Below are 14,501 nucleotides of genomic sequence, written 5' to 3'. Positions count from 1 at the left end.
AACGAATGAGAATCGGCGTAGTTAACGACATGCCGATGGCGGTTGAACTTCTGCGTCGACTGGTTCTGTTGACCGGCGAACATCAGGTCGCGTGGATCGCGACTAATGGGCGTGAGGCGGTCGAGGTCTGCAGACGTGATCTGCCGGATCTGATACTCATGGATCTAGCGATGCCAGAGATGGACGGCGTGGAAGCGACCCGCAGAATCATGGCGGAAACCCCGTGCTCAATCTTGCTGGTGACCGCCAGTATCGAAGCCAACCTCGCCGGCGTCTACGAAGCAATGGGTCATGGCGCGCTTGACGCAGTCGATATTCCGTCAGTGGGCATCGAAGGCAACGCGTCCTCGCAATCCGCCCGGCTTTTGACGAACAAGATACGAACGATAGGCAAGTTGATCGGCGATGCGCCTACCCAGGCAAAAAGGCGGATGTCACGTGCGGCTGAGCCGTCAACTCGACACGTGATAGCAATCGGCGCCTCTGCGGGCGGGCCGGCTGCCGTTGCCGCAGTCCTGAGCGCGTTTCCCGTTGATTTTCGCGGCGCGATTGTGCTCGTCCAGCATCTCGATGCTCAGTTCGTTCCAGGCCTTGTTGATTGGCTAGGGCAGCATACGCGTCTCCCGATCCGTCCGGCGGGGGAAAGGGATAGTCCACAAGCGGGCACCGTTCTCGTTGCCAGTTCTGCGGATCATCTGGTTTTCAAGTCAGCTCAGCAACTTGGCTATACGCCCAGCCCCAAGGACAATGTTTATCGGCCGTCGGTAGATGTGTTCTTCGAAAGTGCGGCGCAATGGTGGCCTGGCTCGGTGATTGGTGTTCTGCTCACAGGCATGGGCAGGGATGGTGCGCGCGGGCTGAGACAGCTCCGTGACAAGGGACATCTCACAATCGCGCAGGATAGAGCAACCAGTGCCGTCTATGGCATGCCGAAGGCCGCCGCCGACATCGGCGCGGCTGTTGATATTCTTCCTTTGGGTGCGATCGGCTCACGTATAATCGAAGCCTGCGAGCGCTCCACGTGAAAGGCCCCTTCCGATGACGCAAGAACCAGAGTTGGTCCCGCCACTTGCAGATAACTATTCATCCATGGTTCTGCTCATCGATGATCAGATCATGGTTTGCGAGGCGGTCAGGCGCGCCCTAGCCAACGAGCCCGATATTTCCTTACACTTCTGCACCGACCCGTTGAGAGCGATGACGGTCGCGGATGAGGTAAAGCCAACCGTCATCCTGCAGGATCTCGTCATGCCCGGGGTGGATGGGCTACATCTGGTGCGAGAATACAGGAAGCATGCGTCGACACGCGCGGTTCCAGTCATTGTGCTGTCGAGCAAGGAAGATCCAGCCACCAAGGGCGAAGCCTTCGCTGCGGGCGCGAACGACTATCTCGTCAAACTGCCGGATCGTATCGAGTTGATTGCACGCATTCGATATCACACGCGGGCCTATCTGGATCACGTCCAGCGAGACTCGGCACACCGAGCGCTGAGGGAAAGCCAGCGACAGCTGATCAGTGCAAATCTAGAGCTTGAACGTCTGACGCGGATCGATGGCCTGACAGGTCTCGGTAACAGGCGCTATTTTGACGAATATCTGGCGGCTGAATGGAAACGCGCTTTTCGCGCACAGTCCCCACTGTCGCTGTTGATGATCGATGCCGATAACTTCAAACGATACAACGATACCTATGGCCATATGGCCGGCGACGATGTGCTGAAGCAAATCGCCCGCGTAATCCAGAGCGGTTCCGGCCGCTCCACCGATCTCGCTGCGCGGTACGGAGGCGAAGAGTTCGTCATCGTGCTGGTCGACACCATACTGGAACAATCCAGTGCGATCGCCGAGCGGCTCGTCCAGAGCGTGCGAGAGTTGAACATACCCCACGGCCCGGATCGCGTGACCATCAGCGTCGGCGTCGCAACAGCGGTGCCCACCGAGAACGAGACGCCAAACGATTTCGTCAATGCCGCCGATTTGGCTCTGTTTCGTGCCAAATCGGAAGGACGAAATCGTGTTGCGCTTCATATGTCCCGCAGCTAGAGAAGCTCACATCTCAGTCAACGAAGCGCGCCCTGTTCGATTTGAGGACGACCTTGGCGAAGTCGGGCATCTCGAGACCTTGCCGCACCAGGCCATCAAGAGTTTTCTCAGCCGCCCTGATGGCGGAGAGCCGGGCCAGCACAGTCTCAGCCTCCAGGCGAGGCACCACGGCGACACCGTCGCGGTCGCCGACCAGTATGTCTCCCGGCGAGATAGTCACTCCTCCCAGCACCACCGGGAATCCGACCGTGCCTGGACCATTTCGCGCAGGCGAATTCGCAATGACCCCGGCACAGTAAACCGGCAACCCGACCGCCTCGATCCCGACAACGTCGCGCACCAGACCGTCAGTGATGAAGCCGGCGACCCCCTTGTTGCGCGCCATGCCGAGCACGAGATCGCCAGTTACCGCGGTACCGGCAAAGCTGTCGGTGGCCGCGACGATGACATCGCCACTTGCTGCGGCATCCAGTGCTCCAAACAGGGCGAGGTTGTCGGCGGGACCGCAGTGACAGGTCACGGCGACGCCGACCATCGTCGCAGTAGCTGGCGACAGTGGCTTGATCGCATAATGCAAGGCGCCGCGTCCCCCCATCGCGTCTACGACCTGGCTAACCGGCACGCCCGCAAAAGCACTGATGATTTCTGCTGCGGGCCGTTCGAAACGGCGCTTGATGGTGAGCAGTGGTGGGTCTTCAATCATGTAGCGGCCCCATTCCCTGAACGAACGAAATACAGTCCGGCCCGAGGTCGCGCAGGCTCCGCGCGCCCATCAGTCCCATGACGCGGTCGATCTCCTTGCGGTAGAGTTCGAGCACGTGGCGTACCCCCTCCTCGCCGGCGACCGTGAGCCCCCACAACTGCGGCCGCCCGATCAGACAGCACGAGGCGCCGAGCGCCAGGGCCTTGACGACGTCAGAGCCTCGCCTGATGCCGCCGTCGATAAGCACTGGTACGCGGCCGGCGACAGCCGCGACAACCGCCGTCAACGCGTCCAGGGATGCGGCGGCGCCGTCAAGCTGACGTCCCCCATGATTGGATACGATGATGCCGTCGATTCCTCGGGCTACAGCCTCGGCGGCTTCGCTGGGATGCAGGACGCCTTTCAGCAACAACGGTCCGGACCAGACAGTGCGCAGCCAGTCGACATCGGCCCAGGAGAGTCCGGGATCGAGCATTGCGGCCATTCGGCCCGCCAATGCACCGACCGTCGCCGTATCTCCGGGGCGCGCGTAGTTGCCGAAAGTCAGTTTCGGGAGTCGGGTGCGCATACGAAGAAGCCACGCCGCCTTGGTGGCGGCCGCGAGGGTTCCGGCCACACCGAAGCGCGGCGGGATGGCAAAACCGTTGCGGATGTCGCGTTCACGGTTGCCAAGCATCTGGTTATCAATGGTGAGCACCAGCGCGTCGTAGCTTGAGGCACGCGCCCGATCCACCATTTCTCGGGTGAAGCCGCGATCGGTATAGACGAACACCTGCATCCACCGTGGGCTACTTCCGGTGGCTGCTATATCCTCCAGCGTGCAGACCGATCCGTGGCTGGCGCAGTAGAATGTCCCTGCGGCCGCTGCGGCTCGGGCGGCTGCGCGCTCGCCGTCGGGCCAGAACAGCCCAGCCAGGCCGGTTGGCGCGATGCCCAGCGGGATGGCAAGTTTCGCGCCGAAGAGGTCAAGGGAAAGGTCTCGCGTCGTTGCACCGTTGAGTGGTCGCGGCAGAATGGCAACCTCGTTAAAAGCTTGCTCGTTCCGGCGCAGCGTTCGCTCATCCTCGGCACCGCCATCGGCGAAGTCGAACACCGGGCGTGGCAAAGTCCGCCGCGCGGCGACGCGGACCGCGGCCACGCTGTACAGGCACTTCAACGCCGCCATCGAAGCAGACGATGCCGCACCGCCCGCACCGCGGTCATCGCCTGTGTTTGAGGCGGACGAGGAGCTACTCACGGTTGCTTTCCGCCGATGCGACCATGATGCGTCGGTCCACCGCCTCCCGGAACACGCACGCAGGAGAGTGTTCCCTCAAAGGAGGGATCGCTGCCGGTCGCCAGCACGCCGGCATTTGTCACCCAAAGCATCTCGCCCGAGAAGACGCAGTTGGTCGTTGCCTTGCCGCAGACGAAGAAACCCTCCGCTGTGCCGTTGGGCTTCAGAACGTGAATGCCGTTGGCGGCAATATCCGTGACATAAAGGCGGCCATCGGCTCCGACCTTCAGCCCGTCCGGGATCGGATTGGCCCCAGGCAAGCGGCCCAGGTCTTCGACGGAACCATCCGGACGCTGCCGCTTGACGCGCCCCGTATAGGACTCCCCCCAAATGATCGAGCCGTCGGCTTCGATCGCCACACCATTGGGGAAGGTCGGCTTGTCGAAACCGAGAGCAAGGTAAGCACTGCCATCGGGGTTGACGGCAAAAATGTAGCTTGGGTCCGGATTCCCCGGGTTGTATGTGCCGGGATCGCTGAAGATGAGCCGGCCGTCAGCAGCAAATACAAGATCGTTTGGCCCATTGAGCCGAATGCCCGCGACTTCGCTCAGCAGGATTTCCGGCTTTCCGCCTTCGGCAACCCGCTGGATCGATGGCGTCGTCATGTCCGCGGCCCGCCAAGGTCCGGTCGTGCCGCCGTTCTGGCAGACATAGAGCAGGTCATCCGATCCGAGAACGCAGGCGTTGGGCGCTCCGGCAACATACGCGAACTGGCGAGCACTTCCGTCGCGATCTATGGCCGTCAGCTGGCTGCGATAGCTTTCGACGATGACAATTCGGCCATCGGGCAGCACCGTCGGGCCCTCGGGCCAGCCAAGGCCGGTCGCGACAACCTCGACGGCCAGCTTTTCAACCTCGTTCATCGTGCGACCCCCAGAACGGCAGCCTAACAAGATTTGTCGGGTATAATCCAGCCTGGCGGTCTCCGGACCCGGCGACTCAAAGATAGCTTGGCTGACGTGCGCGTTGCTGGCCCCCCTAGGCCGCCCCCCCACCCCGGCGCCGGTGAACCCCGACGGGCGGAGGCCTATGGCTACAGCGCGAGCCGATCGGTGTCTACATAGCTCGGTAGCACTGGCTTGCTCCTCCAGGTTGGGTGGCAGGATTAGGTGCTGCTGAGGCCAGCGTGCAAGGAACAAGTGCAGGTGGAGAAGGTTGAATCTCAGTTCCTCTCCCTCTAACACTCACAAAGTCCAACAATTCTCTGCTCCGCTGCCAGGCGCTCTTGAGCCGAGCGTTTGCAGGGCGTGCGTGTGGCCAAAAGCTGGGGAGCGCCGCAGCGCCCAGGCGTGCAAATTGCTCTCTGAACGCCGATCCTTCTCCGAAGCTGGGGAGTAGCCCCAAAATCCAACACCAATATCATGCCTCAACGGCGGTTTTGCCACTGCCAGTTTTGCGGTTCGCTCGCCTGTCAAAAGGGACAGTCTTTCGGGTCACGATCCGGAGTGGGTTTGCCAAGGCTCCCGGAATCGAGGTGGCCCACTTTTGCGTCGGGGCTCCGCCACTCTTCAGATCAACAGCAACCAGCACCAATACGCACCAATCACCATTTGCACAGCGAACGCGGTGAACCTGAGACTGACCGCGAGTTGGCTGGTTGAGACGAGGTGGATCACCGACTGCACTATACGTGCGCCTAACATCGTGGAGGCCAAGGGATCCGTGACATCTGTCTTTGAAATGATGATCGCGACTCCGAGCAGACCTCCGAAGATTGGAAGCCCTTCAATGCAGTTGGCGTGGGCACGGGCTAACCTCCGCATAAACGGGGAGAGGGCTCCGTTATCTGGCGTAAAGCCGTTTGCCGGGACTTGCCCAGAGATCACCAGGTAGCTCCGGATAACTTCCATCACGATCAGCAGGGCCAGCGCCCACGAGATGAAGCCAGTCAATGCGTAAGCACTCGCCGACATGTGCCCTCCCCGTTGCTAGCAATCTAGGTCGTTGTAGCCGATCAACTAGTCTAATGCTATTCGACGAGGAGGGGCGGCCTGTAGTGGGGCCGAAACGGAATAGCAGCTTTTGGACGTTGTGCCCGGAATAGCTGCCGTTCAGCCAATCAGCAGGATTGACCGCTTTCGCCCTTTAGCGACCCTTCCGCGCCAGATCAGTCGATGCTTGAAGCTGCCATTCGCAGAGTGAAAGCGGCGTCGAGCATGGTCAGAAAGGCGCGCACGGCGGGGTTGGCGCGTCGGCTTGCCGGCCAGAGCACGGTGACATTGTTTCGCTCGACCGCGAACGTGGACAGCACTGGGACCAGTTCGCCGCGCTTCACATAGGGAGCCGCCATGAAGGAGGCGCCTATGCCTATCCCACCGCCGGCTGCCAGCATGATGAGCACGGCATCGCTGGCATCGGCGACCACACCGGAATTGGGCACGATCTCGATTTCACGGTCGCCAATCCGGAAGGGCCAGCGAAAGGCCTGGCCTGTGCTCTGATATCGAAGGTTGACGGTGTCGTGCCCTTCCAGGTGATCGGGATGGGTCGGTGTGCCGCGTTCCTCGAGATAGGCTGGCGAGGCGAAGCAGCAAAGCCGATGGGGTGCGATCTTGCGTGATAGTAGCCGGGTATCAGCCAGATCACCGATGCGTATGGCGACATCGATCCCTTCCTCGATCATGTCCACCATCTGGTCACCCAGCCTGAGATCGACGATCAGGTTCGGATGGAGCCGACGGAAAGCCGGTAAAGCCGGAGCGATCAGATGCAGTCCGATCGGCAGCGGCGCGGCCACGCGCAACGTGCCCGATGGTTCGGAGCGCGCGGTCATTGCCGCCTGCTCTATTTCCTCCGCCTCGCGTAGCAGACGCAGCGCGCGCTCATGCAGGTCGCGCCCTTCGGGCGTGAAGGTGAGCGAGCGCGTTGTACGGGTAAACAGCGACACTCCTAAATGCCGCTCGAGCCGCTGGACGCTCTTGCTGACCGCCGAAGGGGAAATCGACAGCGCGCGCGCCGCTGCCGTGTAGCTGCCCAGCGATCCCGCACGCGCGAAGGCGATGATGCCAGTGAGCCGATCCAAAGTGATATGTTCCGCCATGGCATTACTTAACCGCCATCGGCACCGATTATCAACCGGCGGTCATGCCGCTAGATTCGCTCCAATGACATGGATGAGCGGAGATTTCACCAATGAGCGATAAGATGAAGGCAGTCCGTCTGCACGCATTCGGTGGTCCCGAGATGCTGGTGTACGAAGACGCGCCTAGGCCGGGTGTGAAGCCCGGCGAGGTGCTTGTCCGAGTCCAGGCGGCCGGGCTTAATCCGCCCGACTGGTATCTGCGGGATGGCTATCGCGCACTGCCGCCAGAATGGCGACCCAACGCGTCCTTCCCACTGATTCTCGGCACGGACGTGTCGGGCGTCATTGAAGCGGTTGGCGCTGACGTCGCTGAGTTCAGCATCGGTGACGAGGTCTACGCAATGGTTCGCTTCCCCGATAACTTGATGACGGGTAGCAATGCCTACGCGCATTATGTCAGTGTGCCGGCATCGCATGTTGCATTGAAACCAGCCGGCATCGACCATATTCATGCGGCTGGTGCGCCGATGTCGCTTCTGACGGCATGGCAGTTCTTGATCGAACTTGGCCACGACGAGCCGAATCCGTTCCAGCCCTTACCGCATGAGCCGGTGCCCCTCGACGGCAAGACGGTGCTCATCAATGGTGCCGGAGGCGGTGTCGGGCATCTGGCCGTCCAGTTGGCGAAATGGCGGGGCGCGCGCGTCATCGCGGTGACATCGGCCAAGAACGAGGCGCTGATGCGCGATCTCGGCGTGGATCAATTCATCGACTACAAGACAACCGCGGCGGAAGATGTCGTTCGAGACGTCGACCTTGTCCTCGACGCGGTGGGCGGCGCGGACATGGAGCGCTTCTTCCATGTTCTGAAGCCGGGCGGCGCGCTGTTCCTGGTCAACCCACTGGGCTTCGCTGGTCACGAAGAGACAGAGAGGCTGGGGATCACGGTCTCATCCACACAGGTTCGATCCAATGGCGCGCAGTTGGCAAAAGCCGCCCGCCTGCTCGACGACGGCCTTGTGCGTGTCGTCATCGACAGCACATTCCCGCTGGCCGAGGCATCGCGCGCACATGAGCGCGCCGCCGACGGCAGTATTCAAGGCAAGATCGTGCTGGCCGTCTGAATTGTTGCTTTCAGTCCGACCGACCATCGGGAGTGCAGACGATCGGGCGCGATTACGCCGTTTAGCCGACGAAGACCACCGACCGACGTCCGGCTGAATCGTGCTCGACTACAAGTGCCGCGATGGCTGCCGCGATCTTCGCGCCGCCTTGCACTGACGGTTCGATAGGATTGGCGAAGTCCGCGTCCTCATTCGATACCAAGCGCAGGTCGACGAGCGGCAAACCGCGCGAGAACGCCGCCCGGGTGATGACGTCGTTGAGGACCGTCAGGGCAGTTGCGGCAAGTCTACGACGCTGTGGGTCGGGAAAGCGCGCCTCGTAGATCGTGCAGACAGCGGTGGGTAGGTTTTGGCCCAGCGCCCCCTCGAGCATCGTACAGTAGTCGTGCTCGAATTCCTCCCGGATATCGCTGATCCTGTCCAGAACCTCGGCCACCGAACAGGCCCCCTGCTCCAGAATCCCTGCATGACGAAGAGCATCATTGCCACCGACGCTGACGACAAGATGGCTAGCATCCTGGGGGAGCCGTTCAAGCTGCCGCTCGACGCCGCTTGTGACGGCGCCGTCGACGGCGTTTAGCGTTGCACGCCACCCCTCCGGCAAGCGCTCCCGCAGCTGCCGCACTACGTCGGGCCCGCGCGCGACATAGGCAGCGTTGTCAAAGATCGAATCCCCGAGAAGGACGACGTGTGGCATCGGATGCTCCGTTGAGGCCTCTGCCAATGCTGCATCAGCAGAGGAGGTAAGGTGGTGGGTTGTGACCGCGGCAGCGAGCACGGTCAGGAGATCACGGCGAGTCAGGCCACCTGCAGAACGGAACGGCATCTCAGCCGTCCAGGAACGCCAGAAGCGCGGCATTCACCGCGCTGGCCTCTTCGCGCTGTACCCAATGCGTCGCCTTCTCGAACGTCTGCAGGCCCCGATCGTTGCAAAGGGCCAGACTGCGCTCGGCCAGGCCATATTCCAGAGCTTGGTCCTGCATCCCCCACAGTACAAGGGTCGGCGTCGTGATCCTCCTTCAGGCTTGGGCGGAAGCGCAGCGCCCGATACCAGTTGAGCATGCCTGTCAGCGCCCCCGGCCGTTCCCAGGCCTGCCGATACTCTGCGATTTCCTCCGCCGTGAAGGCATCTGTTCGGCTGGATTTGATGAGCGCCCGTGCCAGCAGAGCCGAGCGCCCCGCCCCCAGAAAAGCCTCCGGCAGCAAGGGGAACTGGAAGAAAGGCCGCATAGCTGCTCCGCAGGAACTGGGTCGGAGATCGCAAGGAATGGGCAAGCAGCACCTCGGGATGGGGCGCGTTCAGGATGACGAGCCTTTCCAGGCGGTGCGGCAGCTTTGCGCCTGCCGCCCAGGCGACGATACCGCCCCAGTCATGACCGAGGAGGTGAAACCTTCCGATGCCGAGCGCGTCGGCGATGGCAACGACATCGCCGACGAGCTTCGGGAGCGTGTATTCACGGATGGCTTTCGGCTTGTCACTGGTGTTGTAGCCCCTCTGGTCGGGAACGATGACCCGGAATCCGGCGGAAGCCAGCGCATCGATCTGCCGTCTCCAGCCGATCCAGAAGTCGCCGGGAGCAGTCTGTCCCGGTCCAGCCGCTAGGCTGGCAGCAGCGGATGCGTCGATCAAAGTTAATATCTCGCGGAGTTGACGAGGAGTTCTGATAAGCAAGTTTCAATTTCGCGCTTTTTCCCGCAAATTCGAGAGCGTGAGGAATTGAAACCATTCGTTGATTAATCAGGCGTTTTCGCCGGCCTGTCACGCCGGAGGTCGCGGGTTCGAGCCCCGTCACTCGCGCCATTTCTCCTCAGGAGAAATGTGACATAATCGTCTAGAACATGGTCTTTCATGTGGAAATTCAGATCCGGTCGGATCTGAATTCGGTCTCTCCCGCAACGACGTCACCCCTTGGCCAGCAGCGCCTCGACCTCCTGCAGCGTCGGCATGGAGGGCGCCGTACCCGGCCTTGTCACCGAAATGCCGGCGACGGCGCAGGCGAAGCGGACGGCTTGCAGCGGCTCCACGCCTTTGGCGAGTGCGGCGGCCAGGCCGCCATTGAAGGCATCGCCCGCACCGGTAGTTTCGACCACTGCGCCGGCATTGACCACCGGGACATGGTCGGACCGAGCGGCCGTGTGCAGCAGCGCGCCTTTTTCGCCGAGCGTGATGATGACCGAGCCGACGCCTTTTTTGAGCAGGCTGTCGGCGGCGCGGCGAGCGTCGTCGATCGAAGAAACCTTGATGCCGGTCAGTTCCTCCGCCTCGGTTTCGTTGGGGGTCACATAGTCGCACAGCGTGTAGATGCGGTCCGGCAGCTTGGCCGCCGGCGCCGGATTGAGAATGGTGGTCACCCCTGCCCCGCGCGCGATCTCGAGTGCGCGCAGTGCCGCGTCGATCGGCTGTTCGAGCTGGGTGACGAAGACGCCGGCTCCACGGATCAGGCCGGCATTGGCCTCGATGTCTTCAGACGAGATCAGCATCGCCGCACCCGGGCTGACGATGATGGCGTTGTTGCCGGTCGTCTCCTCGATGAAGATGTAGGCCGCGCCGGTATAGCTTTGCGGCGTGTCGATGACGGCGGATTTCACGCCCGCCTCTGCCCAGGTCGCCTTGGCCATGTCGGCGAAAGCATCGACGCCAAGCCGGGTCAGGAAAGTGATGTCGGCGCCGAGCTTGCCTGCCGCCACCGCCTGGTTCGAGCCCTTGCCGCCAGGTCCCAGCTTGAAGGAATTACCAAGAATGGTCTCGCCCATGCGCGGCTGTCGATCGGCCCGGTAAGCGGTGTCGGCGACGAAAACGCCCAGAATGACGACAGGCTTGCCCGACGCCATGGCCCTACTCGGCGTCCGGCGGCACGACGCCCTTGCGAAAGGCGAAGCAGCCATAGAAGCGGCGCTCGCCGGTCTGGATGACGCAATAGGCTTTCTTGGCGCGCTCGTAGAAGGCGTAGCGCTCGACCGAGATCATCGGCCAGGCCTTGCCCTCGGCCTTGTCGATCTCCTTTTGCACCTCTTTTTGCACCGGCGGGATCTCGTCCGGCTTGCCGACGATCTCCATGCGCGCGGCCGCATCGTCGACGAAAGTGTCCAGCGGATAGAGCGACAGCACCGCCTTGACCACATCGGCCGCCGAGGCGTCGATGTGCAGAAGCTTGCCGAGCACGGTCTGCTTTGCCACCGAATCGGCGGGGAAATTGGTGTCGGCGATGATCAGATCGTCGCCGTGTCCCATTGCCCTGAGCGCTTGGAGCACATCGGCATTGAGCAATGGGTTGATCCCTTTGAGCATGGCAGTCCTCGTCAAACAGTTTGGTCAAAGTCGATTGGAAATCAGAGCCGGTTGCCGGTCTCGGCGTCGAAGAGATGGACCTGGTCGAGGCGCGGCTTGAGATTGAGCGTGTCGCCGGGCTTGAAGTCGTGGCGCTCGCGAAACAGCGCCACCATCTCGCCGCTGTCGCCGAAGCGCACGAAGACCAGCGTTTCGGAACCCGTGGGTTCGACCACCGAGATCTTTGCCGGCACGCCGTCGGGATGGATTTCGAGATGCTCGGGCCGCACGCCATAGACCACGGCCTGGCCCTCCTTGGCGGCGCTGCCGGCCGCGACCGGGAACAGCGTGCCTGCTATCTCGACCTTGTCGCCCTTGCGCACCACGCCTTTGAGCAGGTTCATCGACGGCGAGCCGATGAAGCCGGCGACAAACAGATTGGCCGGCCGGTCGAACAATTCCAATGGCGCGCCGACCTGCTCGATACGGCCATCGCGCATGACGACGATCTTGTCGGCCATGGTCATGGCCTCGATCTGGTCGTGGGTGACGTAGATGGTGGTGGTCTTCAGCCGCTGGTGCAGTTCCTTGATCTCGGTGCGCATTTGCACGCGCAGCTTGGCGTCGAGATTGGAGAGCGGCTCGTCGAACAGGAAGACTTGCGGATTGCGCACGATGGCGCGGCCCATGGCGACGCGCTGGCGCTGGCCGCCGGATAGCTGGCGCGGATAACGTTTCAGGTACGGATTGAGGTCGAGAATGTCGGCGGCGCGCTTGACCCGCTCGGCGACCACGGCTGGATCGGTCTTGCGCAGCTTCAGCGCAAACGCCATGTTCTGCTCCACCGTCTTGTGCGGATAGAGCGCGTAGTTCTGGAACACCATGGCGATGTCGCGCTTGGCCGGCGGCAGATTGTTGACGATGCGCTCGCCAATGGCGATCGTGCCGCCGGAGACGGTCTCCAGCCCGGCCACCATCCTGAGCAGCGTGGACTTGCCGCAGCCCGACGGGCCGACCAACACCACGAACTGGCCATCGGCGATATCGACGCTGACCTCGTGCAGGACCTTGACGGTTCCGAACCCCTTGGCCACATTGCTGATCGCGACTTGAGCCATCGTCCCCCCTTTTCTCGCGGTGAAGCTAGCCATTGCCAACGGCAAGGGCAAGTCGGTATGTTATCGATAAAAAGCCATTCGTGTTGACAAGGTAATCGATTACGCAAATATTAGCTGTTGCCAATCCGGCAGTCGGATTTTTATCCGAAAATCGGAGCTCCAGGCGACGCAGGGTGGGGTCCCACGTCCCCGTATGATAAAGGAGAACCGCCGACGTTTCGGCGTCGGAGGGATTGGCATTTTAATTCACGACTGTTGTTCTGGGAGGAATAGATGAGAGTCGGTCTGTACGAAAAACTCGTCCGCGCGGGTGCCACCCGGCGTGACATACTCAAAGGCGCGGCCTCGATGGCCGCGATCGCCGCCGCATCGGGCGCTGGGCTCGGCGCTTTCACCCGCCCGGCTGAAGCCGCCAGCGAGCTACGCTCCAAAATTCTGCAGATCCCCGGCGTCGGCAAGGGTCAGCCGACGGATGCCGATTTCCAGAAGGTCGGCGAACTCTGCCTGGAAGCCACCAAGGCCAACGTCAAGGAAGGCGAATTCGCCGGCGTCGAGCTCACCTTCATGGGCCTCAACAACCAGAACCTGCACAATGTGCTGTTCCGCGGCTTCCTGAAGCCGTGGGAGGCCTATACCGGCGCCAAGATCAGCTGGATCGACCTGGCGCAGGCCGACTACAATGCCCGCCTGCAGCAGTCGATCGCCACCGGCACCGTCGACTTCGATATCATCGAGATGGGCGCGCCCTTCGAAGGCGATGTCTGCGGCAAGGGCCTGACGTCCGAGATGCCCGACTGGGTCAAAGAGCAGATCGACATGAAGGATGTCGTGGCCTATCTGCAGCCGCCGGTCGGCACCTGGGACGGCAAGCAGTACCGGATCACCGTCGATGGCGATGCGCACAACTTCAATTACCGCACCGACGTTTTTGCCGATGCCGACCTCGCCAAGGCGTGGAAGGACGGCGGCGCGACCACCGAATGGAGTGTGCCGAAGACCTGGCAGGAAGTCCAGGCGGTCACAAAATTCCTCAAGGGCAAGAAGTTCAAGGACCAGGACGTCTTCGGCTATCTCGATGCGCCCAAGGCCTGGGGCGGTTTCGGCTTCTACTTCCTCGGCAGCCGCGCCACCGCCTATGCCAAGCATCCCGACGACAAGGCCTGGCTGTTCGATGCCGACACGATGAAGCCGCGCATCAACAATCCGGCCTGGGTGCGCGCCATCCAGGACGTCATCGACGCGCTGCCGTCGGAGCCCGCCGACCAGATCAACGCCGACCCGAATACGACAGCCTTCCAGCAGTTCCTGGCCGGCACCGGCTCGATGGTCACCTGGTGGGGCGACGTCGGCTCCAACGTCAAGACCAACGATAGCTCGGTTATCGGCGACGTCACCGGCTTCTCGATCCTGCCGGGGTCCGACGACGTCTACAATGCCAAGACCGGCGCCTGGGACAAACTCGCCAGCGGCCCGAACTATGCGCCAAACTGTGCCTATCTCGGCTGGGGCGTCTATGTCATGGCCCGCGTCGATACGGACGAAAAGAAGAAAAAAGCGGCATGGTCGGCCGCCGCTCATCTCGGCGGCAAGGACCTGTCAATCTGGACGGCGATGTATCCGTCCGGGTTCCAGCCCTACCGCAACTCGCATTTCGACATTCCCGAATGGGTGGCGGCAGGCTACGACGAGGCGTTCATCACCTCGTATCTGAAGTCGGAAGCCGACAGCTACAACCATCCGAACGCGGCGATCGAACCGCGCATCCCCGGCATCTTCCAGTACTATTCGGCTGCCGAGGACATTCTGGCCAACACATTCGCCGGCAAGATGAAGGCGCAGGAAGGCGCCGACGCCATTGCCGCGGCCTGGGAGAAGCTGACCGACCAGATCGGCCGCGAAAACCAGATCAAGCTCTACAAGGCCTCGCTCGGCGTGTAGGCTGATCCT

At 62.0% G+C, this 14,501-nt stretch carries 14 protein-coding genes and 1 pseudogene; 4 read left to right on the top strand and 11 right to left on the bottom strand.

Annotated elements, in window-relative coordinates; all coding sequences use genetic code 11:
- The first annotated feature begins 5 nt into the window (after positions 1–5).
- Entirely contained in the window at positions 6–1,025 is a 1,020-nt protein-coding gene (locus NKI61_RS18365; RefSeq protein ID WP_023682287.1) for a chemotaxis response regulator protein-glutamate methylesterase, read from the top strand.
- Positions 1,026–1,089: 64 nt separating this feature from the next.
- A complete protein-coding gene (locus NKI61_RS18360; RefSeq protein WP_023669440.1) occupies positions 1,090–2,043 on the top strand; it encodes a response regulator in 954 nt (317 codons plus the stop codon).
- 13 nt (positions 2,044–2,056) lie between these two features.
- On the opposite strand, the gene NKI61_RS18355 is transcribed toward NKI61_RS18360, so the two are convergent.
- From NKI61_RS18355 to NKI61_RS18335, 5 genes are all read right to left on the bottom strand, one after another.
- The gene (locus NKI61_RS18355) at positions 2,057–2,746 is read right to left on the bottom strand and encodes an RraA family protein (protein WP_023682289.1); all 690 of its coding nucleotides are present in this window, start codon (positions 2,744–2,746) and stop codon (positions 2,057–2,059) included.
- The gene (locus NKI61_RS18350) at positions 2,739–3,911 is read right to left on the bottom strand and encodes an alpha-hydroxy acid oxidase (RefSeq protein ID WP_031246463.1); all 1,173 of its coding nucleotides are present in this window, start codon (positions 3,909–3,911) and stop codon (positions 2,739–2,741) included. Before NKI61_RS18350 ends, NKI61_RS18355 begins: the two co-directional genes overlap by 8 nt.
- A gap of 68 nt (positions 3,912–3,979) precedes the next feature.
- Positions 3,980–5,017: an SMP-30/gluconolactonase/LRE family protein gene (locus tag NKI61_RS18345; RefSeq protein WP_156933968.1), complete on the bottom strand. Its 1,038-nt coding sequence runs from the start codon at positions 5,015–5,017 to the stop codon at positions 3,980–3,982.
- 513 nt (positions 5,018–5,530) lie between these two features.
- Complete coding sequence (locus tag NKI61_RS18340) at positions 5,531–5,935, bottom strand: MAPEG family protein (RefSeq protein ID WP_023682292.1); 405 nt, start codon at positions 5,933–5,935, stop codon at positions 5,531–5,533.
- A gap of 194 nt (positions 5,936–6,129) precedes the next feature.
- Positions 6,130–7,062 (bottom strand): LysR family transcriptional regulator, encoded by a 933-nt coding sequence (locus tag NKI61_RS18335; protein WP_352840232.1) that lies wholly within the window; start codon positions 7,060–7,062, stop codon positions 6,130–6,132.
- A 92-nt stretch (positions 7,063–7,154) separates the two neighbouring features.
- Between NKI61_RS18335 and NKI61_RS18330 the strand changes: the two genes are divergently transcribed.
- Entirely contained in the window at positions 7,155–8,168 is a 1,014-nt protein-coding gene (locus NKI61_RS18330) for an NADP-dependent oxidoreductase (RefSeq protein ID WP_023700514.1), read from the top strand.
- Positions 8,169–8,229: 61 nt separating this feature from the next.
- Here NKI61_RS18330 and NKI61_RS18325 read toward each other — a convergent pair whose 3' ends face one another.
- The 6 genes and pseudogenes from NKI61_RS18325 to NKI61_RS18300 form a co-directional block, all read right to left on the bottom strand.
- Positions 8,230–8,994 (bottom strand): SGNH/GDSL hydrolase family protein, encoded by a 765-nt coding sequence (locus NKI61_RS18325; RefSeq protein ID WP_352650131.1) that lies wholly within the window; start codon positions 8,992–8,994, stop codon positions 8,230–8,232.
- 1 nt (position 8,995) lies between these two features.
- The gene (locus NKI61_RS18320) at positions 8,996–9,151 is read right to left on the bottom strand and encodes an alpha/beta fold hydrolase family protein (protein WP_023742813.1); all 156 of its coding nucleotides are present in this window, start codon (positions 9,149–9,151) and stop codon (positions 8,996–8,998) included.
- Between the two features lie 278 nt (positions 9,152–9,429).
- Positions 9,430–9,798, bottom strand: a pseudogene (locus tag NKI61_RS18315) (alpha/beta fold hydrolase); the annotation flags it as partial.
- A 272-nt stretch (positions 9,799–10,070) separates the two neighbouring features.
- A complete protein-coding gene (gene rbsK, locus NKI61_RS18310) occupies positions 10,071–11,000 on the bottom strand; it encodes a ribokinase (protein ID WP_352625283.1) in 930 nt (309 codons plus the stop codon).
- 4 nt (positions 11,001–11,004) lie between these two features.
- Positions 11,005–11,457, bottom strand: coding sequence for an RbsD/FucU family protein (locus NKI61_RS18305; protein ID WP_023669431.1), 453 nt, complete (start codon positions 11,455–11,457; stop codon positions 11,005–11,007).
- 41 nt (positions 11,458–11,498) lie between these two features.
- Positions 11,499–12,554: an ABC transporter ATP-binding protein gene (locus NKI61_RS18300; protein WP_352840230.1), complete on the bottom strand. Its 1,056-nt coding sequence runs from the start codon at positions 12,552–12,554 to the stop codon at positions 11,499–11,501.
- Positions 12,555–12,827: 273 nt separating this feature from the next.
- Between NKI61_RS18300 and NKI61_RS18295 the strand changes: the two genes are divergently transcribed.
- The gene (locus tag NKI61_RS18295) at positions 12,828–14,492 is read left to right on the top strand and encodes an ABC transporter substrate-binding protein (protein WP_352650133.1); all 1,665 of its coding nucleotides are present in this window, start codon (positions 12,828–12,830) and stop codon (positions 14,490–14,492) included.
- The last annotated feature ends 9 nt before the right edge of the window (positions 14,493–14,501 follow it).

Source organism: Mesorhizobium sp. M0514 (assembly GCF_040321145.1).
Taxonomy (GTDB): Bacteria; Pseudomonadota; Alphaproteobacteria; order Rhizobiales; family Rhizobiaceae; genus Mesorhizobium.
This window is presented reverse-complemented; position numbering and strand designations above follow the sequence as displayed.

Excerpts from the sequence above, each read along its gene's own strand:
- NKI61_RS18365 (WP_023682287.1), top strand. The coding sequence starts at position 6 with ATGAGAATCGGCGTAGTTAACGACATGCCGATGGCGGTTGAACTTCTG.
- NKI61_RS18360 (WP_023669440.1), top strand. The coding sequence starts at position 1,090 with ATGGTTCTGCTCATCGATGATCAGATCATGGTTTGCGAGGCGGTCAGG.
- NKI61_RS18355 (WP_023682289.1), bottom strand. The coding sequence starts at position 2,746 with ATGATTGAAGACCCACCACTGCTCACCATCAAGCGCCGTTTCGAACGG.
- NKI61_RS18350 (WP_031246463.1), bottom strand. The coding sequence starts at position 3,911 with ATGGCGGCGTTGAAGTGCCTGTACAGCGTGGCCGCGGTCCGCGTCGCC.
- NKI61_RS18340 (WP_023682292.1), bottom strand. The coding sequence starts at position 5,935 with ATGTCGGCGAGTGCTTACGCATTGACTGGCTTCATCTCGTGGGCGCTG.
- NKI61_RS18335 (WP_352840232.1), bottom strand. The coding sequence starts at position 7,062 with ATGGCGGAACATATCACTTTGGATCGGCTCACTGGCATCATCGCCTTC.
- NKI61_RS18330 (WP_023700514.1), top strand. The coding sequence starts at position 7,155 with ATGAGCGATAAGATGAAGGCAGTCCGTCTGCACGCATTCGGTGGTCCC.
- NKI61_RS18325 (WP_352650131.1), bottom strand. The coding sequence starts at position 8,994 with ATGCCGTTCCGTTCTGCAGGTGGCCTGACTCGCCGTGATCTCCTGACC.
- NKI61_RS18320 (WP_023742813.1), bottom strand. The coding sequence starts at position 9,151 with ATGCAGGACCAAGCTCTGGAATATGGCCTGGCCGAGCGCAGTCTGGCC.
- rbsK (WP_352625283.1), bottom strand. The coding sequence starts at position 11,000 with ATGGCGTCGGGCAAGCCTGTCGTCATTCTGGGCGTTTTCGTCGCCGAC.
- NKI61_RS18305 (WP_023669431.1), bottom strand. The coding sequence starts at position 11,457 with ATGCTCAAAGGGATCAACCCATTGCTCAATGCCGATGTGCTCCAAGCG.
- NKI61_RS18300 (WP_352840230.1), bottom strand. The coding sequence starts at position 12,554 with ATGGCTCAAGTCGCGATCAGCAATGTGGCCAAGGGGTTCGGAACCGTC.
- NKI61_RS18295 (WP_352650133.1), top strand. The coding sequence starts at position 12,828 with ATGAGAGTCGGTCTGTACGAAAAACTCGTCCGCGCGGGTGCCACCCGG.